This window comes from Halorubrum kocurii JCM 14978 (assembly GCF_000337355.1).
In the GTDB taxonomy this organism is placed as follows: domain Archaea; phylum Halobacteriota; class Halobacteria; order Halobacteriales; family Haloferacaceae; genus Halorubrum; species Halorubrum kocurii.
On sequence record NZ_AOJH01000062.1, the window covers coordinates 13,706 to 34,246 of the forward strand.

Annotated in this window: 17 protein-coding genes; 11 read left to right on the top strand and 6 right to left on the bottom strand. The window is 69.9% G+C overall.

Annotated features, from left to right (window positions below; genetic code table 11):
* Nucleotides 1-328: 328 nt before the first annotated feature.
* Entirely contained in the window at nucleotides 329-2,170 is a 1,842-nt protein-coding gene (locus C468_RS09650) for a cation:proton antiporter domain-containing protein (RefSeq protein ID WP_008848695.1), read from the bottom strand.
* A 457-nt stretch (nucleotides 2,171-2,627) separates the two neighbouring features.
* Between C468_RS09650 and C468_RS09655 the strand changes: the two genes are divergently transcribed.
* The 3 genes from C468_RS09655 to C468_RS09665 all read left to right on the top strand — a co-directional run bounded on the left by C468_RS09655 (nucleotide 2,628) and on the right by C468_RS09665 (nucleotide 4,164).
* The gene (locus C468_RS09655; protein ID WP_008848697.1) at nucleotides 2,628-2,894 is read left to right on the top strand and encodes a hypothetical protein; all 267 of its coding nucleotides are present in this window, start codon (nucleotides 2,628-2,630) and stop codon (nucleotides 2,892-2,894) included.
* Nucleotides 2,895-3,000: 106 nt separating this feature from the next.
* The gene (locus C468_RS09660; protein ID WP_008848698.1) at nucleotides 3,001-3,291 is read left to right on the top strand and encodes a hypothetical protein; all 291 of its coding nucleotides are present in this window, start codon (nucleotides 3,001-3,003) and stop codon (nucleotides 3,289-3,291) included.
* 144 nt (nucleotides 3,292-3,435) lie between these two features.
* Entirely contained in the window at nucleotides 3,436-4,164 is a 729-nt protein-coding gene (locus C468_RS09665; RefSeq protein WP_008848699.1) for a DUF309 domain-containing protein, read from the top strand.
* A 15-nt stretch (nucleotides 4,165-4,179) separates the two neighbouring features.
* On the opposite strand, the gene azf is transcribed toward C468_RS09665, so the two are convergent.
* From azf to C468_RS09685, 4 genes are all read right to left on the bottom strand, one after another.
* Nucleotides 4,180-5,079, bottom strand: a complete 900-nt coding sequence (azf, locus tag C468_RS09670) for an NAD-dependent glucose-6-phosphate dehydrogenase Azf (RefSeq protein WP_008848700.1) — start codon at nucleotides 5,077-5,079, stop codon at nucleotides 4,180-4,182.
* A gap of 72 nt (nucleotides 5,080-5,151) precedes the next feature.
* The gene (locus C468_RS09675) at nucleotides 5,152-5,502 is read right to left on the bottom strand and encodes a cell division protein SepF (RefSeq protein ID WP_004048756.1); all 351 of its coding nucleotides are present in this window, start codon (nucleotides 5,500-5,502) and stop codon (nucleotides 5,152-5,154) included.
* A 62-nt stretch (nucleotides 5,503-5,564) separates the two neighbouring features.
* Complete coding sequence (gene mutS / locus C468_RS09680) at nucleotides 5,565-8,393, bottom strand: DNA mismatch repair protein MutS (RefSeq protein ID WP_008848701.1); 2,829 nt, start codon at nucleotides 8,391-8,393, stop codon at nucleotides 5,565-5,567.
* 65 nt (nucleotides 8,394-8,458) lie between these two features.
* Nucleotides 8,459-9,013 carry a DUF7344 domain-containing protein gene (locus tag C468_RS09685; protein ID WP_049912168.1) on the bottom strand — a complete coding sequence of 185 codons (555 nt, stop codon included), beginning with the start codon at nucleotides 9,011-9,013 and terminating at the stop codon, nucleotides 8,459-8,461.
* A gap of 331 nt (nucleotides 9,014-9,344) precedes the next feature.
* Between C468_RS09685 and C468_RS09690 the strand changes: the two genes are divergently transcribed.
* The gene (locus C468_RS09690; RefSeq protein WP_008848703.1) at nucleotides 9,345-10,220 is read left to right on the top strand and encodes a hypothetical protein; all 876 of its coding nucleotides are present in this window, start codon (nucleotides 9,345-9,347) and stop codon (nucleotides 10,218-10,220) included.
* Nucleotides 10,221-10,478: 258 nt separating this feature from the next.
* Here the strand turns inward: C468_RS09690 and C468_RS09695 are convergent, their stop codons facing one another.
* Nucleotides 10,479-11,042 carry a DUF7344 domain-containing protein gene (locus tag C468_RS09695; protein ID WP_008848704.1) on the bottom strand — a complete coding sequence of 188 codons (564 nt, stop codon included), beginning with the start codon at nucleotides 11,040-11,042 and terminating at the stop codon, nucleotides 10,479-10,481.
* Nucleotides 11,043-11,495: 453 nt separating this feature from the next.
* Here C468_RS09695 and C468_RS09700 point away from each other — a divergent pair, with 453 nt between their 5' ends.
* From C468_RS09700 to C468_RS09730, 7 genes are all read left to right on the top strand, one after another.
* The gene (locus C468_RS09700) at nucleotides 11,496-13,022 is read left to right on the top strand and encodes a vWA domain-containing protein (protein ID WP_008848705.1); all 1,527 of its coding nucleotides are present in this window, start codon (nucleotides 11,496-11,498) and stop codon (nucleotides 13,020-13,022) included.
* Nucleotides 13,023-13,154: 132 nt separating this feature from the next.
* A complete protein-coding gene (locus C468_RS09705) occupies nucleotides 13,155-14,510 on the top strand; it encodes a SipW-dependent-type signal peptide-containing protein (RefSeq protein ID WP_049912169.1) in 1,356 nt (451 codons plus the stop codon).
* Between the two features lie 119 nt (nucleotides 14,511-14,629).
* On the top strand, nucleotides 14,630-16,360 hold the full coding sequence (locus C468_RS09710) for a vWA domain-containing protein (protein WP_008848707.1): 1,731 nt from the start codon (nucleotides 14,630-14,632) through the stop codon (nucleotides 16,358-16,360).
* Nucleotides 16,361-16,560: 200 nt separating this feature from the next.
* A complete protein-coding gene (locus C468_RS09715) occupies nucleotides 16,561-17,355 on the top strand; it encodes a hypothetical protein (RefSeq protein WP_008848708.1) in 795 nt (264 codons plus the stop codon).
* Nucleotides 17,352-18,767 carry a DUF7467 domain-containing protein gene (locus tag C468_RS18785; RefSeq protein WP_008848709.1) on the top strand — a complete coding sequence of 472 codons (1,416 nt, stop codon included), beginning with the start codon at nucleotides 17,352-17,354 and terminating at the stop codon, nucleotides 18,765-18,767. The genes C468_RS09715 and C468_RS18785 overlap by 4 nt, the downstream gene beginning before the upstream one ends.
* Nucleotides 18,767-19,783, top strand: coding sequence for a signal peptidase I (locus C468_RS09725; RefSeq protein ID WP_049912170.1), 1,017 nt, complete (start codon nucleotides 18,767-18,769; stop codon nucleotides 19,781-19,783). The genes C468_RS18785 and C468_RS09725 overlap by 1 nt, the downstream gene beginning before the upstream one ends.
* Nucleotides 19,783-20,481 (top strand): hypothetical protein, encoded by a 699-nt coding sequence (locus C468_RS09730; protein WP_008848711.1) that lies wholly within the window; start codon nucleotides 19,783-19,785, stop codon nucleotides 20,479-20,481. The genes C468_RS09725 and C468_RS09730 overlap by 1 nt, the downstream gene beginning before the upstream one ends.
* Nucleotides 20,482-20,541 lie beyond the last annotated feature (60 nt).

The window sequence follows — 20,541 nt, forward strand, 5'->3', positions numbered from 1 at the left end:
TTCGTTTGATAGCCGCTGCGTTCGGTCCTGACGTGCCTCACGCTCGCTTCGCTCGCGTGAGACTCCGTCAGGACGCTTTCGAACACACCAAACGGCGAGCATCGCGAGCCGTGCGTGGGTCCCGCGCTGCACGCTCCGACCGTTCGCGATTTATAAACGAAACTTCGGTGGCGCGTGCCCCCGAGTGGCCGCCAACAACGGCCATTTATAAACGGGTAGAGACGCCGAGGGACGATCTCTCGCTGCAGACCATTTATAAACAGCTGAGCGCCGGTCCGCCGCTCCTCCCCCTCGATCCGCGAACGGGCGGAACCGCCCGGCCGGCGTCTTAATCGTGCGGGTGGAACCGATCCATCGCCTTCCTGACCGCGTCCGAATCGCCGATGAAGGTGACGTGGTCGCCGTACTCCAGCACGCTATCGGCCGAGGGCACGTGGTTCTCCCCGTCGCGGCTGACGACGGCGACGAAGGTGCCGTCGGGGATCTGCGCGTTGAGGTCGCGGATGCTTTTCCCGGCGAGGTTCTCCGCGGTTACCGCGACCTCTTGGACGTCGTGGCTGTCGCCCAGCTCGTTCATCCAGTGGGTGATCGCCGGGCGCTCGATCTCGTCGTCGATGGCCACCGCCGTCGCCGTCGGCGAGTCGATCGCCTTCACGCCGATGCTGTTGAAGGCGTCCACGTTGCCCGGTTGGTTCACGCGCGAGTACACCATCTCGACGTCGAACTTCGTGATCGCGAGCTGGCACGCGAGGAGGTTGATGTCGTCGTCGCCGGTCACCGTGATCACCCGCTTGGCGTCACCGATACCGGCGCCGCGCAGCGTTTCCGCGTCGCTGCCGTCTCCCTCGTACACGGTGAACCCCTCCGAGCGGGCCCGCTCGCTCTCTTCGTCGTCGATCTCGACGATGACGACGTACTCGCCTCGCCGCTCCAGTCGTGTGGCGAGCGCCCGGCCGACCCGGCCGCCGCCGATGATTATCGTGCGCATTGGTGACACTCCGAGAACGTCGCCGATCTGTCGCGCGAGCCCGGCCTCGATCGCGACTGTCGCGAAGATGACGGCGAACACCGTCCCGACCAGCAGCTCGCCCGCCGCCACGTTCCCCGCGAGCTCCAGCTCGATCGCGAACAGCGTGGCCACGCTCGCCGGGATGATCCCGCGCGGGCCCACGCTCGCGAGGAACAGTCGCTCCGGCCACGTGAACCGCTCGACGCCGGCGGTAGCGATGATCGCCCCGAGCGGTCGGAGCACGAGCATGATCACGAGCACGAGGCCGACGGCCCCGAGGCCGAGCGCCGCGATCGCCTCGACGTCGATCAGCGCGGCCAGCGAGATGAACACGAACGAGAGGACGACGAGCGTCGTGTTCTCCGCGAACTCCTCGATCTCCTCTCTGTGGGCGATGTCGAGGTTCCCGAGGAGGATCCCGCTCGTCGCCGCCGCCGCGATGCCCGCTTCGGCGGCGACGACCTCTGCGGCCCCGAACGCCCCCACTGCCGCCGCCAACACGAGGAACTGCGACGCCTGCACGTCGCGCTCCGGAACGTACTCGCTGTCCAACAGCAAGTAGATGATCACCGCCGCGAGCACCCCGGCGGCCACGCCGACACCGAGCCGCTGGAAGAACGAGGCCACGGTCGCGGGAACGCCGAGATCGTCGAGCAACAGCGTCTCGAAGATCACCACGGCGACGATCGCCGCCGTCACGTCGTTGACGATGCCCTCGGTTTCCAGGGCGGTCGCGACGTGGTCTCTGACGCGAACCACATTGAGTATCGGCGTGATCACGGTCGGCCCCGTCGCCACTAGCAGCGCGCCGATGAGTAGCGATATCTCCCAGTTGGCGCCCTCGAGGAACCGGACCGCGATCGCCGTTCCGACGAACATCACGAGGGCGCTGACCGTCACCAGTCGGAGCGACACCGTGGACGCCCCTCGGATCCGCTCGATCCGCAGGGCGAACGCCCCCTCGAAGACGATGATCGCGACGCTGATCCCGACGATTATCTCGAGCCCGCTTCCGAACGTTTCGAGCGTTACGAGCCCCAGCACCTCCGGCCCCAACACGACCCCGATGAGGAGGTAGAAGATGACGCTCGGTACTTTCAGGCGGTGAGCGAGCAGTTGGACGACGAGTCCCGACACGAGGATCGCCGCGATGACCGGCAACAGGCTGGACACGTCTACCAGCGATACGTTCGCCGTCCTCCTTAGTGTACTGGTCGGCTGCGCGGGTGTCCGCTGCCGCTGTGGGTCCGCACTCAATAACCCTAAGACATATTTCAACTGGGACGAATCACGCGACTGATCCGCACACACAAGCAACTATTAATTCGGTTCCTCCTGTCAATGAGAATACGCCCGTGCGGAACCACCCACTGGGCGTCTCAACCATGACCGTTCGCGACACCATCCCGACGCTCGCCCCCCTCTGGAGCGTCGGGAAGCGGGGTTGCGGAACGGTCGTCGCTCGCTTCGACGCCGTCGCCGCGTGACCCCGACGCGGGGGCGGCCGGCTTCGCCCGTCGGAGCGAGCGCCGCCTTCTCTCCCCCCTTCCGACACGTGGACCCGGTAGCTCAAGCGGCAGAGCCCCGGGCTGAGGAATCGACTCCCTCCCGGGTCCGTATGGCAGTCCACCCCTGCCACCGCGCGACCGATGTCGCGCTCCGGCTGGCGGTCCCCCGCGACGCCGCGGGCGACCTCCACGCCGGGGTCCGCGCCAAGCTCGCCGGCCGTGACGGCGTCGACGTCGAGACCGTCGACGTCGTCTCTCTCCGGCCGCGCCTCAACGACCTCACGGTCGAGGTCGACGCGTCGCTCCGGCTCGCGCCGGACGCCGCGGTCGACGACCTCACCGAGATCGTCGGGGTCCACAAGGCGCGTCCCCGGTAGCGGACGCCGCCGGCCACACCACGGTCGACGCGGTCCCCGACTGACGCATCGACTCCGACCGCGGCGCGAGGCTTCGCGCCATCCACCCGACCCCAACCACACGACGATGAAACGAGACTCCCCCTCCAGACGCACGAGACACCCCGACCTCTACGCCGGTCCGGCCCCGTCCGACCGCGCGCCCTCGTGGCGCGCGACGGCGGTGTTCGCCGCGCTGCCGGTCCTGACGCTCGCGGTCGCCGCGTTCCCGACCGCGGTCGCGTTCGCTGCGGCCTCCATCGCCGGCGCGGTCGCCGGTGCGGCCCTCCACCGCCGCTACCCGGACGCGTTCGACCGCGCGTTCGAGCGCGCGCTCCCCGCGCCCGGCGACGAACCCACCGGCGCCGCCGACGGCTGAATCGCTTCGTTCCATCGGTCTCCCCGCTGACGTTTGGCCGCCCCTCCGCCTCCCCGCTGCCGTTCGGCCCTCCCCCCGTTTCGATCCCGGCGGTGGTCGCGGTCGGCCTCATCGCTTATACGTCGGAGTCCCCGACGAGTCGATATGACCGATCGCGAGTCCGGTTCCGACGCCGGAGCGCCCGGCGCCCGCGAGGCCGCCGCCGAGGGCCCCAACGACGGGCCCGCCGCCGACTCTTCCGGCGACGGAGACGACAGTCCGACCGTGCCAGCCGCGCTCCGCGCCGGTGCCGCCCTGTTCAACGAGGGACACGTTCTCGCGGCCCACGACCCGTGGGAGGCGGCCTGGCTTCCCCTCGCGGCGGGCGACGACGAGCGCCTGCTCCACGGCCTGATCGCGGCTGCGGCGGCGACCCACCACGCCGGTGGCCGCAACTGGTCCGGCGCGGTCGGCTGCGCGAGCAACGCCGAGGAGTACCTCGCCGGCGTTCCGCCGACGCTGCGCGGTGTCGATGTCGGGCCCGTTCGCGACTGGTGCCGCCGGCTCGCGTCCGACCCGGAGACGGTCGAGCGCTCGGCCCCGCCGACGCTCCGGATCGAGGGCGCGGCGCCGCGGTTCGGCGACCTCGACCTGTCGGCGACGCTGCTCGCGGCGCCCGCGCTCGCCGACGCGATCGCGCCCGGCGACGAGGAGACCTTCGAGACCGCGGCGTCGCTCGCGCGGGGGGAGCGCGGCACCGGCCGGACGCGGTTCGCGGAGCTGCTGTTCGCGTTCCTCCGCAGCCCCGACGCCCGCCCGCAGGTGGCGGCGCGGCTCGCGGACCACGTGGAACTGGCGGAGCGGAAGCGGCGTGACGTCGACGACCTTTTTTAAGAACGTCTCGGGCGGTCAGGCGCCGTCGGTCGGCGTGTCGGGGTCAGTCGGAAAGTTGGGATCGGCCGGCCCGTCGTCGAGACCGGCTTCGCCGTCGTCGGCCGGTCCGTCGCCTCCGCCTGCGCCGCTGCCCTCGGTCTTCGGCTCCCCCTCGAACGTGTAGTCGGCGGAGTTGTCGGCGGGGTCGTACCCGAGGGCTTCGCGGGCGCGCTCGATCGAGTAATAGCGTCTGTCGTTGTTCGAGATGCCGTACACGATCTCGTAGCCGTAGTCGGCCTGCAGACACCGGTCGAACAGGTGCGCGCAGTCGCGGTGCGAGAGCCACATCGCCTGCCCGCGCTCGTACTCCCGCGGCGGGTGGTCCTTCGTGAGGTTCCCGATGCGGACACAGACGACGCTCATGCCGAACTCGTCGTGGTAGAAGCGACCGAGCGCCTCGCCGGTCGCCTTCGAGACGCCGTAGAGATTTCCGGGGCGGGGGAGTTCAGTGCCGTCGAGCCGGTAGTCGTCGTCGGTACGGTACAGGTCCGGGGTGCGCTCTTCGGTCTCGTAGCCGCCGACGGCGTGGTTCGAGGAGGCGAACGCGAACCGCTCGACGCCGGCGTCGGCGGCCGCCCGCATGACGACCTGCGTCCCGTCGATGTTGTTCCGGATCACGGAGTCCCACGGCGCCGTCTTCCGCGGGTCGCCCGCGAGGTGGATCACCGAGCCGACGCCGGCCATCGCCTCTCGGACGGCGCTCGCGTCGGTGATGTCGGCGACGTACCGGTCGGCGTCGGTGACTCCGGTGGGCACCTTCGCCGCCGGGAGCGGCTCCCTGTCGAGGAGTCGCCACTCGTAGTCGTCGCCGATGCCGCGGAGGATGGCCTGCCCCACCCGTCCGCCGGCGCCCGTCAGCAGGACCGGCTCGTCCATTCGGTCGTACGTGGGCGCGAGACGGGCATATATGACACGGTTCGGCCGCGGCGCGGCGAATCGACGGCCGTCTTACAGTTTTTCGCGCGAGATGCTCACGCCGGTCGGCGTGACGACGATCTGGTCGTCGCCCTTCTGGACGATGTCGCCGTCCACCTCTTGTGCGACCTGCCGCAGTTCGTCGATGATGTGTTCGATCGTCCGGTCCGACGTGGAGTGGCGGGTGATGTCCGCGATGACGAAGTCGCCGTCGTAGACGGCGTCTTTGATCGGGATCACGTCCCCCTGGTCGCCGATCTCCGCGATGTGTACCTGCATCCCCGTGTCCGCGTGCGCCTCGGCGAAGTCGTCGAGGTCGAGCTCGACGTAGTCGTCGACGGAGCGGTTCCCGCCGCCGCCGAGGATCTTGCTCATAATACCCATACACAGTAAACGACGAGGTCGGACATTAGTTCTTACGTCAGACGCTCCCGCTCCGCGGGTCGTCAGCGGCTCTCGTCGAGCCGCGACTGCCACTCCTGGACCCGCGACAGCAGCTCCACCGGCGCCGTCTCCGCCACGTCGACGTCGGTCAGCTCCTCGATCACGGCTCGGGTCTCGGGGTCGAGCCGACCGGTCTCCGCGCTGTCCGCCGTCTCAGCTGCTCCTGCGGTCTCCGCGGCCCCCGTGGTCCCACCGGCGCCGTCTGACTCCGACCCCGGAGTCGCCCCGTTTCGACCTCCTCTGGAGCCGGGATCGTCGGCCGCGGCCGACTCCGCGCCGTCGCTTTCGGAGAACGATCCGGACGAGAGGTCGAAGACGACCTGCTTCGTGTCGCCCTCGGCGGTGTCGGTGGGGGTCCCGCCCCCGCCGCCTCCGCCTCGCTCTCCCCCCTTCGCTTCGATCGCCTTCTCCTCGCGGAGCCGGTCGAGCACCGCGTCGGCGCGGGAGACGACCGGCTCCGGGACGCCGGCGAGGTCGGCGACGTGGACCCCGTACGACCGGTTCGTCGGGCCCTCGCGGACGGTTCGGAGGAACGTCACCTCCCCGTCCCGCTCGTCGACGGCGACGTGGACGTTCTCCACGCGCGGGAGGTGGTCGGCGAGCGTCGTCAGCTCGTGGTAGTGCGTGGCGAAGAGGGTGCGCGCGCGCACCTCGTTGTGGAGGTACTCGGTCGCGGCCCACGCGATCGAGATTCCGTCGTAGGTAGCGGTGCCGCGGCCGACCTCGTCGAGGATGACGAGCGAGTCCGCGGTCGCCGAGTGGAGGATGTTCGACAGCTCCTGCATCTCGACCATGAACGTTGAGCGGCCCTGCGCGAGCTCGTCGAGGGCGCCGACGCGCGTGTAGATCCCGTCGACGAGCCCTACCGTGGCCGCCCGCGCGGGGACGAACGAGCCCGCCTGCGCGAGCAGCTGGATCAGCGCCGCCTGCCGCATGTACGTCGACTTCCCGCTCATGTTCGGGCCGGTGACGATGAGGAAGCCGCGCTCCGCGTCGAGCCGGAGGTCGTTCGGCACGAAGTCGGTCGTCCGCTCGACCACCGGGTGGCGCCCCGCCTCCACGTCGAGCCGGCGCTCGTCGGCAAGCTCGGGGCGCGTCCAGTCGTTTCCGGCCGCGTGGGTCGCCAGCGACGCGAGCGCGTCGGTCTCGGCGACCGCCCGTCCCACGTCCTGCAGCAGTTCGGCGTCGTCGGCGACCCGCTCGCGGAGCGCCTCGAACAGCTCGTACTCCAGCTCGCCGCGCGCCTCCTCCAACCGGAGGACCTCGCGTTCCCGCTCCTCCAGCTCGTCGGTGACGAACCGCTTCGAGTTCTTCAGCGTCTTGATCTCGCGGTAGTGTTCGGGCACCTGGTCTGCCACCGACTTGCCGACCTGGATGTAGTAGCCGTCCGTCTTGTTGCGGTCGACGGTGACGTGGCTCAGCCCGTACTGCCGCTTCTCGCGCTCCGCGAGCGTGTCGAGCCACTCGGCCGCCTCCTCGTGGCTCGCGATCAGCTCGTCGAGCTCCTCGTCGTACCCCTCTCGAAGCAGCCCGCCCTGCGTCTTCGTCTTGGGCGGGTCGTCCGCGAGCGCGTCAGCGAGCTCCGCGTGGAGGGCGGCGGCGCGGTCGCGGTCGATCCGGTCGAGGATCGCGGCGATCGGCGAGTCCGCGAGCGCGGTCCCGGACACGGCGTCGGCGAGCGCCGGCACCAGCGCGAGCGAGTCCCGCACCGAGAGCAGTTCCCGCGCGCCCGCGCTTCCGCTCGTCGCCCGCGCGGCGAGCCGTTCGAGGTCGTACGCGTCGCCGAGCGTCTCCCGGAGACGGTCGCGCGCGAGCGCCGCCGACGCGAGCGCAGCGATCGCGTCGAGCCGACGGTCGAGCTCCTCGCGGTCTCGGCGCGGTCGGGTGAGCCACTCGCGGAGGAGCCGCCCCCCGGCGGCGGTGACGGTGTGGTCGACCGTCTCGAACAGCGAGCCGTCGGCGTCGCCGCGCATCGTCTCCGTCAGCTCGAGGTTGCGCTGGGTCGTGGCGTCGACGGCGACGTGTTCGCCGTCGTCGTAGGCCGTGAGTCGGGTCATCGACGCCAACACGCCCGCGCCGGTCTCCTCGACGTAGCCGAGCACCGCGCCCGCCGCGCGCAGCGCCGGTTCGGAGTCGATCCCGACGCTGTCCGCGGTCTCCCGGCCGAACTGCTCGCGGACCGCGTGTTTGGCGCGCCCCGGCGCGAACGCCTCCGCGTCGAAGACCGACACCGACCCCGAGAGGTCCTCGCGGACCGCCCCGAGCAGTCGGTCGTCGTTGCGGACGTGAGGCCCCGGAAGGACCTCGGCGGGGTCGAAGCGGTACAGCTCCGCGCGGAGGTCGCCCGCGGTTTCTACCTCGGTGACGAGGAACCGACCGGTGGTCACGTCGGCGAGCGCGAGCCCGTAGGGGCCGCTGGCGTCGCCGCTGGCCGCCGACGAGCCGGCAGCCGGCCCGTCCCCCTCGCGGACGACCGTGGCGAGGTATCGCGCGTCGTCGTCGGCCGTTTCGAGAAGGGTTCCGGGCGTGACGACGCGGGTGATCTCGCGGGCGTGGCCGTCGTCGGTCTCGTACTGGTCGGCGACGGCGACCCGGTAGCCGCGCTCGACGAGCGCCTTCACGTACGGGGTCAGCTCGGAGAGCGGCACGCCCGCCATCGGGTACGACGATCCGTGCGAGGACTTCTGCGAGACGGTCAGGTCCAGCTCGTCGGCGACCAGCTCGGCGTCGTCCGCGAAGAACTCGTAGAAGTCGCCGCACTGCATGGCGAGGACGTCCGCGTCGGTCTCCGCCTTGAGATCGAGGAACTCCCCGACGATCCCCGTTGGCATATATCCGTACTCCCGCCGTCGGCGGGTAAAACCCTACGGGTGTCGGACCGGGCCAGACCGGGCTGCTACCCGATCCGGTTGCGACGCGTCACCGTTCGGTGTGCCAGCCCGGAGACACCGAAGAGCACCGCGAACAGGACCGCGTAGGCGTATCCGGAGACCGACGCGAACGGGACCGTTCCGATCCACGCCGCACCGGCGAGCAGCCCGCAGACGACCGCGAGACCGACGTAGTACTCCCCCCAGAGGATCTCGTTTTCGGAGACCACTTCGAGGTACACCTCCAGCTGGCGGCTCTGTTCGGTCAGCGAGACGATCCCGCGGTCCGGCTCGTAGTCGATGAACCCGCTCTCGGCCAGCTTCGGCAGGTGTGACTGGTGCAGCGCGGTGTACACCCGCTTGCGCTGTTTGTACGTCACCTCGTTGATCTCCAGGTCGTTCTCCCACGCCGCCAGCTGCTCGGCGATGTCCCTGACGCGCGCGCCGTCGCCGTGCTGTTTCAGGTAGGTGATCACGTTCCGCCGCCGTTGGTTGCTGAGCGCCGTGAACACCTCATCGCGCGAGGGACTGTCGACGTCGCTGCCCGTCACTTTTGTCTCCCCCGTCAGTTGTGGTGTCATGGTTCGCTCACGCGCTGAGCCACTCTACCTATCGACTCCGAGCCATATATCATTATCTATTAATGTTATTCCGGGACTGTCAGGGATCCGTATCTCTGATGTGCTACCGGACGCCGCGCCGATCGCGAGGCGGACCCGACCGACGGATCGTGTGCCGCTCCGCGCCCCGTCACACGGTTGAACCGCCCCTTTTCCGGCCTCCTTCGGGTCGCGGTCGGACTCGCGGACCCAGTGCCGGTCGGACTCGCAGACCCCGCCACGGTTGCGGTCGGCGCCCCGCAGCGACCGGTAGGCCGCGCATACATAGGCTCTCTCACCGCCAACTGCAGGTATGACGGCATCACACGACACCAGTCTCGGTCGCCTTCGGCGCCCGGAGTACACTGGCGAGAACCGCTGTCTCCCCTGCACGGTCGTCAACGTGGCGCTCGCCGCTGTCGGAGCGGTCGGCGTCGGCGCGCTGGTCGCGGTCGAACTCGGCGCGGCCCTCTTCGTCGTCGCGCTCGCGGCGATCTGGCTGCGCGGCTACCTCGTGCCCGGGACGCCCGAGCTCACGAAGCGCTACCTCCCCGAGCGCGCGCTGCGCCTGTTCGGGAAGGGCCGCGACCCCGGGCCTCCGGCGGCGATCGACGCGGAGTCGTACCTCCTGTCGGCCGGGGTGCTCGTCGAGACGCCGGACGGGAGCGACCTCGCGTTCGCGCCGTGGTTCGAGTCGGCGTGGCGGACGCACCTCGCCGCGCTCCGCGACGCGGCCGTCGAGGCCGCCGCTCCCGTCGCGGCGTCGCCCGACGGCACGCGCCCCGCCGCTCCCGCCGACGTCGACGCCCTCGCGGAGCTCACCGGGATCGACGAGGACGGGCTCTCGCTGCGCTGGCGCGGCGACGCCGGGTTCGCGCACGCCGGCGACGACCGCATCGGCCACTGGGAGTCCCGGTCCGCGTTCCTCGCGGACGTCGCCGCCGACAGCGCGCTGACGACGCACCTCGACGACTGGGCGTCGCTCCCGCTCGCCTCGCGGAGCGGCGTGCTCGGCGCGCTCAGACTGTTCGTCGAGCGCTGCCCGACCTGCGAGGGCGCGGTGCAGTTGGAAGAGCGGGTCGTCGAGTCCTGCTGTTCGAGCTACGAGGTCGTCGCCGGCCGGTGTACCGCGTGTAACGCGCGGCTGTTCGAGATCGACCTCCCGCCGTCGCTCGCGAACGCGCGGTAGTACGGACCCGTTTTTGACGCCGTTCGGTCGACGGCGCTCGCCGCGGCGAACGTGCATTTATAATCGATCTACGGCGTCGTTGTCGGCTGTTTATAAGCGGTTGACGGCGGATCGACGATGAACACCTCCAAAGCCCCAGCCGCGAGGCGCAAAGCGCCTCGCGGTTCGCGGCCCTTCGGGCCGCTCACCGGCGCACGCCACCGCCTCGGCGACGGCTTTTATAAGTAACATCGAAACGTCGCAAACTCGGATTTCGCCTCAGCCGCGTCGTCGCAGACGGGAGGCGCCGCTTCGTCCGGCTCGGAGCTGCCGGAGCACGGAGAAGCGGTTGACCCACAGCTGGTAGGCGCTCGCGACGGCGAACAGCGCGAGCGCGAGACTCGTCAGCAGGATCGGGTCGACCGCGGAGACGAGGGGGACGTTGAGCAGCGCCGCGAGCAGGACCGTCAGGGAGACGACGCCGAGCGCGCGGTACAGCTCCGACCAGGTGACGCCGGCGCTCGCGACCACCTCGGTGTACAGCGCCACGTCCCGCGCGTGACGGGACACCTCGATCGCCTGGCTCTCCCGGTCGTACTCGATCACGCCGAGCGCCTCCAGCTTCGGGAGGTGCGTCTGCACGAGCGACGTGTACACGCTCTCGCGACAGCGCTTCGGCGGCGGGCTCTCGCCGGTCTCGTGGCCCGCGACGAGCGCCGACAGCTCGTGGACGGTCACGACGCCGCCGACGCTCCGGAGCTGTTCGAGGGCGTGCCGCCGGCGCTCGTTCGCGAGAATGGCGTACACCTGTTCGGCCGGAAGGAGGTCTGTTCGGAGCTTCATGGATGTGGAGTCCGACGCTCCGCGCAGCACGGAGATCGGTCGCTGCCGGTACATCTTCTCTCGGGGGTATATGTATGCGCTCGCTGCGCTCACACGGGCTGCCGCCCGGGGCGTCTCGGACCGGACCCCGATCTCACAAAACCGATAGCCCCCGCCGCGGTTGACGACGCGGGTTCGGTCCGAACGCCACCGGCCGTTCCGCTGCCGCGGCACGGACTCCGTACCGGCGATCTCGCCCGAGGTATGGGCGCCCTGCCGCCGTTTTGACCCGAAGTAGGGCCGCCGGGCCGCCGGTCAAAGGCGGCGTTTGACCGCGCGAAGCGCTCGTTCCACCGGATCGAAGCGTTCGTTCGACGGTGACGTGGCTGCGCGTAACTAGGTGGGTATCCGTCGGAGGTGAGGGTAACCGATTCGGCTGACCGACGCGGACGGGGGGGCGAGTCGGAGAGAATCATGAACCCGGACACAAACGACACAATCGGACTCTCGCGGCGCAAGCTGCTCGCCGGCCTCGGGGCCGTCGGCGTGGCCTCCGCGGGCGCGGGACTCGGCACCACGGCGTACTTCAACGACACCGAGTCGTTCGAGGGCAACACGCTCACCGCGGGCGAGCTGGACCTCAAGCTCGACTACCGCGCAACGTACGCGGGCGGTACCGGGCGCATCGACGAGATCAACGGCTGGTACAGCGAGAGCGGCCCGGGGGAGCCCTTCGAGGTCGTCGAAGAGGAGGACGGCGTCTACCTCATCGGCGAGGTTCCGAGCATCGACGAGGCGGACTCTTGGGAGGACGAGGTCCAGACGCGCGACTTCTGTGCCCCTGACGTGGGCCTGATCAACGGCGACCAGATCCCGGTTTTCGTCCTCGACGACGTGAAACCCGGCGACTGCGGTGAAGTGACGATCAGTCTCCACATCTGTGACAACCCCTCGTGGGTGTGGATGAACGGAGAGCTGACCGAGAACGCACAGAACGGGTACTCGGAGCCCGAAATCGAGGCGCTTGAGGGCTTGGAACTCTCCACCGACGACCCCGAGGGCGACGGCCAGCTGGCCGATGCCATCGACGTGACGGTGTGGTACGACGAGAACTGCAACAACGTCTACGAGGCCGGGGGCGAGAGCGGCGGACCGTTATGCGTCCAGATCGTCCTCGACGCGTCCGGATCGATGAGTACCGGCAATCGGAACAGCCAGGCCATCAACGGCGCGAAGACGCTCGCGGAGAGCATCCTACAGGACGGCCCCGCCGGCAGCCGAGTCGGTGTGACGTTCTTCAGCGCGTCCGGCTACGACCAGAGCGCGCAGGTCATCCAGACGCTGACCGACGACCTACAGGACGTACTCGACGCGATCGACACGCTCCCCGCGAACGGGAGCGACACCGCCATCGGCGAGGGGATCGAGGAGGCACAGGGCGACCTCGAGAACTGCGACGACGACGAGTCGCCGACGATGGTCGTGCTAACTGATGGCGAGAACACTGTGCGTCCTCCGGACCCCGGAGACGCCGCGGACGATGCAAAAGACGCTGGAACCGAAATCTACGCGCTCGGCGTCGGTAACGCACAGGTCTCGACGCTCAACGACATCTCCAGCGATCCCGACGAGGAGTACGTCTTCTTCGCGAGCGACGACGGTGCGCTCGAACAGGCCTTCGGTCTGATCAGCGAGACGCTTCTCGGAGAGTCGATCATCTTCGAGGGCTCGCTCGCGGACGCGATGGCGGAGCTAGAAGCGGGAATTGCGCTCGACGGCAACCGTGCCACCGAGTCCCGGGAGCCGTTCGACGGCGGCCTCACCCAGTGTATCGGCTTCGAGTGGTGCCTGCCGGCCGAGGTCGGCAACGAGGTTCAGACCGACTCCGTGGTCTTCGACCTCGGCTTCTACGCCGAGCAGTTCCGGCACAACGACGACCCGCAGGTGACGTTCAACGGGACGGAGGCGAACAGCACCAGCACCGGAAACGTGTCCCAGTAGACACGCGACTCCGAGCGGGACACCCGCTCCCCCCGGGCGACACTCGCCCGGTTCCCGGTTCGGCGCCTTCGGGCGGCCGACGCGGCGGTTCGCGACCGCCGCCGGGAGTTCCCCCAATGGGGATGATACACAATGAACGACGACACAATCGGACTATCGCGGCGCAAGATGCTGGTCGGACTCGGCGCGGTCGGCGTGGCCTCCGCGGGCGCGGGCCTCGGAACGACGGCGTACTTCAACGACACCGAGTCGTTCGACGGTAACACGCTGACTGCAGGCTCGCTCGACCTGTTCGTCCACGTCGACTACTCCGAGGACCAGGGCAGCTACGCGAGCTACTCGACCCCTCCGGGAAGCTTCATCAACGGCAACGTCGTGGGGCAGATCGACGATAATGCAATCGTCACTACCGAGGATGAATCCCTCAGCATCCAGGTCTCCGACCTGAAGCCCGGCGACTCCGGCGAGGGCGAGTTCTGCTTCTCGATCGTCAACAACCCCGCGTACATGTGGATGTGCGGCGAGGTGACCGCGAACGACGAGAACGGGCAGAACGAGCCAGAGATGGACGTCGACTCGACCGTCGGCGAGGGTATGGGCGAACTCGCCGACGCGATGCAGGTGACCGTCTCGTACTGCACCGCCGCCGGCGAGACCGGCGAGGAGATCATCTCCGGCTCACTCGCGGACGTGATGAGCGCGCTCGACAACGGCGTACCGCTGTCGGGCGACGGAGACGCTGACGCGCCTCTCGCGGACCGCCCCGTGTTCGAGGGCGTGGATGCGCCCTTCGACGACGACAACGAGCCGGTCATCGCCGAGCAGTGCGTCTGCTTCGAGTGGGAGGTTCCCTTCGAGGTCGGCAACGAGATCCAGAGCGACTCCGTTGAGTTCGACTTCGAGTTCTACGCGGTGCAGTCGCGTCACAACGACGGGACGCACAACCCCTGCATCACCTCCCGCGAGGTCGAGGGCTTCGGCAAGTCGGACTACGACGACGCCGACGTGCTGTGGGCGTCCAAGGCGCGCAACGGCGGCTCCAACACCTTCGAGCTGATCGTGGGCGACGACAACGCGAACGCCGACACCGACGACTACGACTTCGGCGGCAGCAGCTTCGACGGCGAGCTGACGGTCGCGTACGACGCCGACACCGGCGAAGCGAGCCTCGAAATCGCGAACGGCACCACCGCCGACGTCAGCTACGCCGTCAGCGACGCCGCCGGCGACGTGATCTCCATCGTCGCGCGCGGCGACGACGCGAGCCACCTCGCGAGCGTCTCGAACGTCCGGGTCAACGGGAGCGCCCCGACCGGGCCCGACGCGGTCGAGGCCGACGGCGCAGAGACGGTCTCCCTGCTGATCGAGGACGTCGACGCCAGCGCCGACTGGGAACTGACCGCGGACGTGGCGTTCGAGGGCTTGGACAACGACCCGAGCGCCTCGGACGAGAACCCCGCGGTGTACGTCGAGGTGATCGACGCGTAGGCGAACGCGCCGCGGACGGGCGGGGGAGCGCTCTCCCATCACCCACACCGGACCCGCGCGGGCGGCCGGGACGACGGTTCGACTCCGTCGGTGGGAGTTCCCTTCGGGGAATTACACTCATGACAGACAAAGACAACATCGACACGGTCGGACTCTCGCGCCGCACGCTCCTGGCGGGCCTCGGCGCGGTCGGCGTGGCCTCCGCGGGCGCGGGACTCGGCACCACGGCGTACTTCAACGACACCGAGTCGTTCGAGGAGAACACCCTCACCGCCGGTCAGCTCGACCTGCTCGTCGACTGGCAACAGACCTACGACTTCGGCGAGGGGCGCAAGTTCATCAGCGCACACCCGGACCACGACGAAGACGGGGAGCAGTCGATCATCGACCCGGAAACCCAAGAGGTCATCAAGTACAGCGACTTCCCGGACGAGGACGACGAGGACAGCAACGGCGCAAACCTGCCGGTGCTGACCTGCGACAACATCCCGCCCCTCTCGGAGGCGTACTTCAACGTCGACCCCGTCACGGGCGAGGAGATGGAGAGCCTCGTCCAAATCACCGACGTGAAGCCCGGCGACTCCGGCGAGATCACCTTCTCGCTGCACCTCTGTGACAACCCCGGCTACATCTGGATGCAGGCGGACAACATCTCCGACGACGGCGGCGCCGCCACCGAGCCCGAGCTGCTCGTCGACCCGGGCAACCTCGGTGACCTCGGCGACGCCATCCAGGCGACGCTCTGGTACGACGAGGACTGCGACAACGTGTACGACGGCGCGGAGCCGGTCGACATCATGCTGACGCTGGACTTCTCCGGCTCCATGCTGTACGACCAGTACGGCGGCGTCGTCAGCGACGACGACATCACCGTCGGCGGCAACACCTACGACGAGACGACGAAGATCGACCTCGTTGAGCTCGGTACCCGCCAGTTCGTCGACTACCTGCAGTCGCAGGGGTCGGACGTGCGGGTCGGAGTCGCGTACTTCGACGGCGAGGGGAGCGGCGAGTCGCTCCCCCGGACGGGCGTCTACCAGCCGCTCACCAGTGACCTCTCGGCGGTCGACACGTCACTGACGAACCTCCGCCAGAAGCTCGCGAACGTCGTCACCGGGTCCGGATTCACCGCTAGCAACAAGCCAACTGCGCCCTTCGACGGCGACGGCGATCCCGACCCGTTCTCGAACGCGAACGGCATCGCGACGGGCACGTACATCGGCGAGGGCGTCGACGACGCGCAGGCCGAGCTCGACTCGAACGGCCGCACCGACGTCGAGAAGCGCAACATCGTGCTCTCGGACGGTGAGTCGTTCAACGGCGACGGGACCACGGCGTTCTCCTCGCCGACCGACGCGGCCGACGACGCCCGCGCGGCGTCGCCCGGTCCCGAGACCGACGTCTTCACCATCAACGTGAACGGCAGCGCCGGTACGCTCCAAGCGATGGCCGGTCCGGCCGGCGGACCGGGCGGCGACCCGGCGTTCTTCAACGACGTCGACGACCCGCTCAACATCCCGACCGTCTTCGGCAACCTCGCGGCCCAGACCGTGCAGGAGAAGGTCATCATGGAGGACACGCTCGCGGCCGTCCTCGCCGAGCTCGCCGACGGGGACGGGATCCCGCTCGACGGCAACCGTGCGACGCTGTACGACGAGCTCAACGACCCGGCCGACGACCCGGACCGCGACGCGTTCCGCGGCGACGGCGTGATGCACTGCGTCGCACTCGAGTGGGAGCTGCCCCTCGAGGTGGGCAACGAGGTCCAGGGCGACACGCTCGCCTTCGATCTCGGGTTCTACACCGAACAGGCGCGCCACAACGACGGCGCCGGGCCGTCGGCGGCCTGACCTCTCGGATCGCACCGGCCCGATACGCGGTCGATCCGCGTCTGAGCGGGTGCGAAACCGGGGAACCACGCGGGGGTATGGCGTCCGTACCCACGGGGTACGGTCGCCGGTCCGTCCGGGTAGGACGCGCATACATACCAGCGCTGTCGACGTAGGGAAGCCATCGACGAGACGGCCGTTCGGAGCCGCAACGACACACAATGACACAAAAGGAATCGAAACTCACGCGGCGGGAGGCGCTCGCGGGCGTCGGAGCCGTCGGCTTCGCGGCCCTCGGGGCCGCCTCCGGACGGCCGACGGGAACGGACGGCTGGAACGAGTACCCGGAGTACACGTACGCGCAGTCCGACACTCCGTGGGACCTGCTGGTCGGCTGGCGGCGCACGGAGAACGGGACGGTCGTCGGGTCGAGCCCGACCGACGGCTTCGACGACGTCGAAGCGGCCGGGATCCGGCTCGTCGACGTGGACAACGCGCTCCCGGGCGACACCGGGACCGCGAGCGTCGGGCTCCGGCTCGACGACCCCGCGGGCACCGCCCCGGACGGCGTCCGGGTGTGGCTGCGGATCGATCCCCGCCTCGACACCGCCGACGCCGCGAGCGCCGCGCTCGCCGAACGCATCTCGATCGAGGTCCGGTACGACACGGGGATACTCGGCATCGGCGGCTGCGGCGGTGCCGAGGGGAACTTCGCGGGCTACGGCGACCTGATCGCCGTCGGCACCCTCGCGGAGCTGGACGGCTCGGCGCTCGCGGACGGGATCGAGCTGAGCCCCGGCCTCTTCGGCGGCGACTGTCTCACGACCGAGGAGCGCCGCTGCCTGATCTTCGCGTGGGAGTTCAGCTCGGACGGCGGCAACGCCGGACAGGGCGGCGCCGTCGACTTCGACGTGGAGTTCGCCGCGGACGACTGCCGCAACGAGGGCAACCCGTTCGACGCGTCCGACGCCGGGGCCGAGACGGGGTCGTCCGACAGCAGCGAGGAGCCGCTATGACCCCCGGAGACGACGGCGCGGGGCGCCAGAGCGGACTGAGCCGGCGCCGCCTCCTCGCCGGTATCGGCGGCGTCGGCGCCGTCGGGATGGCGAGCGGCCTCGGTACGGGCGCGTACCTCGCCGACCGGGAGACGTTTGCGGACAACGTCTTCGGCGCCGGCTCGGTCGAGCTGATAGTGAACGAGGAGGTCACCGACGGGACCTTCGCGGTCGACGTGTCGGATATCGACCGCGGCCACGGCGGCACGGAGACGTTCGATATCGAGGTTCGGACCAACCCCGCCCGCGTCTGGCTCGCGACCGACTGTCCGGCGGCCGGCGACGCCCTCGCCGACGCCATCGAGGTCGACGTCGCCGTCGACCGGGAGTCGGTGACGGACGGGTACCGGCCCCTCGCCGAGGTCGAACGCGAGCTCGTCGCCGGCGAGCGGATCGACGCGGGCTGTCTCGGTCCCGACGACCGCGTGACCGTCGAGGTGAACTGGCAGCTGCCCGGCGACGCGCCCGACGAGGTCGCCGGCGAGGCGACTGACCTGACGTTCCGGCTCTACGCCGAGCAGTGCCGCCACGTCGCCGAGGCGGACGCCGCGGCGTCGAACCCCTTCGCCGACCGCGTCTGCGAGGGCTCGGACGACGACTGCCCCGCGTGCGTCGAGTTCGGGAAGGCGGACGACATCGAGGCGGCGCTCGCGGTGGGCGACGTCCTTCCGCTGACCGGACTCCCCGCGGGCGTGGGCGCACACGACATCGAGATCACCGCGGTCGAGACGAAGGCGGACGACGAGGCGATCGGTGCCGCGTTCGTCCTCCGCGCCGCCGACGGGGCTCCCGGACCGGCCGTGTGTGCGGTCGAGATCAAGGGCGGGCGGGGGACCGAACGCTACGAGATCGACCCGGCCGCTCCGGCGACGGGCGAGGTGCTGTTCGCGCCTCGAAAGCCCGACAGCGACGAGCGACACGGGATCAGCCACATCGTCGTCTTCGTCTGCTCCGGCGATGACGGCGACAGAGGCGACGATTCGAGCGACTGCGTCGTCTGCGACGACTCGGCGGTCTCGCTCGCGTCGCTCGACGTCCGCTACCGCGGCGACGACGCGTCGGTCACCGCGGTCTCGACCGGGGGGAACACCGGCGGGACCCTCTTCGAGGGCACGCTCACCCCCGGCGGGGCGTTCACGCTGTTCGGCAGCGACGTGGTTCGGGGCGGGAACGCCGGCAACGGAAACGCCGGCCCCGACAAGCTCGGCCCGGAGGTCGACATCACGGTCGACGGCGGGGAGCCGATATCGCTTCACGTGAGCTGCTCGGAGCCGCTCGCGGTCGGGACGCGGTTCGGTGACGGCGACCTGTTCGAGGTCACCGGCGGCACGACGACGGACGGCGAGTCGCTCTGCGACTCGGAGGCTATCTGATGAACAATCCACTCACATCACCACGACTCAGGAAGGCGGCGAACGTACTCGGGATCGTCCTGTTGATCGCGCTCGTCGCGCCGTTCGCGGTGTACGCGGCCCCGGAGCTCGTCGGTGCGGACGAGAGCTTCGTCGTGCTCACGCCGAGTATGACGCCCGCCATCGCCCCGGGTGACGTGGTGGTCGTCGCCGAGCGGGACCCGACGGCGATCGCCGAAGGCGACGTGATCACGTTCGCCCTCGGCGCGAGCGACGTGCCGGTGACGCACCGCGTGATCGGCGTCGTCGACGAGGGTGGCGCCCTCGCGTTCGAGACGCAGGGCGACGCCAACGAGGGGCCGGACCCCGGGTTCGTCCCGGCGGCCAACCTCGTCGGCGCGGTCACGTTGACGATCCCGTACATCGGGTACGTGATCCAGTTCGCGGGCACGCGAGCCGGCTTCGTCACGCTGGTGCTGCTCCCGTTCGGCCTGCTCGCGGTCACGGAGGTCTGGTCGATCGTCCGTGACCGGGACGAACGGGCGGCGGCGACCGCCGCGGCCGAGGGGTCGCCGAGCGATTCGGACGGCGACGCGACCGCCGCCGCGACCGACCCCGCCGCGACCGACCCCGCCGCGACGTCCGACACACCGGCTGCGACCGGATCCGGGGGCGTGTCCGTCGACACGGTCGGCGGGGCGGCCGCGGTACTCGCGGCGTTCGCGCCGTACGCCGTCTACGTCGCGTTCGAGCTTCGCACCGCCGTCGCGATAGCGGTCGCGGTGGCGGCGTCGACGCTCCTGCTCGGCGCGCTCGCGGCGTGGGTCCCGGCCAGCGGCGTCCTCGATCGCGGCGGATCGGTCGCGGACTCGGCGAGCGGTGAGCCCGCGTCGGGGCCTGACTCGGACGCGCCCGCACCGCTCACTCCCGTCGACCGGGACGCGGCGACCGACGGGTTGGGAGCGCTGCCGGCGACCGCGTCCCCGGCGACCGCGCCGCCGCCGGCGCAGCCGGACAGCGCCGGGGAGGGGGACTGATGGCCGCGAACCGCGGGCTCGTCGGCGCCGTCGCCCTCGCCGTGTTGGTGTGGGGGGTCGCGTTCGGTGGGGGGCTCACCGCCGCCGTCCTCACGTCGTCCGTCGACGTGACGACGACGTTCGGGACCACCGACAATCTCACCGAGATCGACGCCTCTTCCGGCGGCGGTTTCGCCGTCGCGACCGCTCCCGTCGGGAACGAGACGGAGGGGGGAGAGGAGGTCGAGAACGGCACCGCTCCGCCGGAGAACGGTACTGCTCCCTCGACGAACGGCACCGCTCCGCCAACGAACGGTACTGCTCCGTCACAGAACGCTTCGGTCCCGACGGACGACCCGGCCGCGAACGAGTCGGCGCCGTCGGAAGACGAGAGCGCGCCCTCCGAGAACAGCTCGGCGCCGCCGGAAGACGAGACGGTGCCGGAAGATGAGGGCGCGCCGCCCGAGAACAGCTCGGCGCCGTCCGAGAACAGCTCGGCGCCGTCCGAGAACAGCTCGGCGCCGTCCGAGAACAGCTCGGTGTCGCCGGAAGACGAGACGACCACGGACACTGACGATCCGGCGCCTTCGGCGTCGGACTCCACGGGCAACGCCACCACCGAGACCCCCCCGGTGCTCGGGGAGGACGCCCCCGAATCGGTGAGTAGCGCCGTTTTCCGGTCGGTCAGTCTTCCGTCGCTGTTCGCGAGCGAGGCGTGACGGTGAACTCCCCGATCCGGCCGCGAGAGCCCGCGGAGCGTCGCGGTTCGGGCCCCCGCG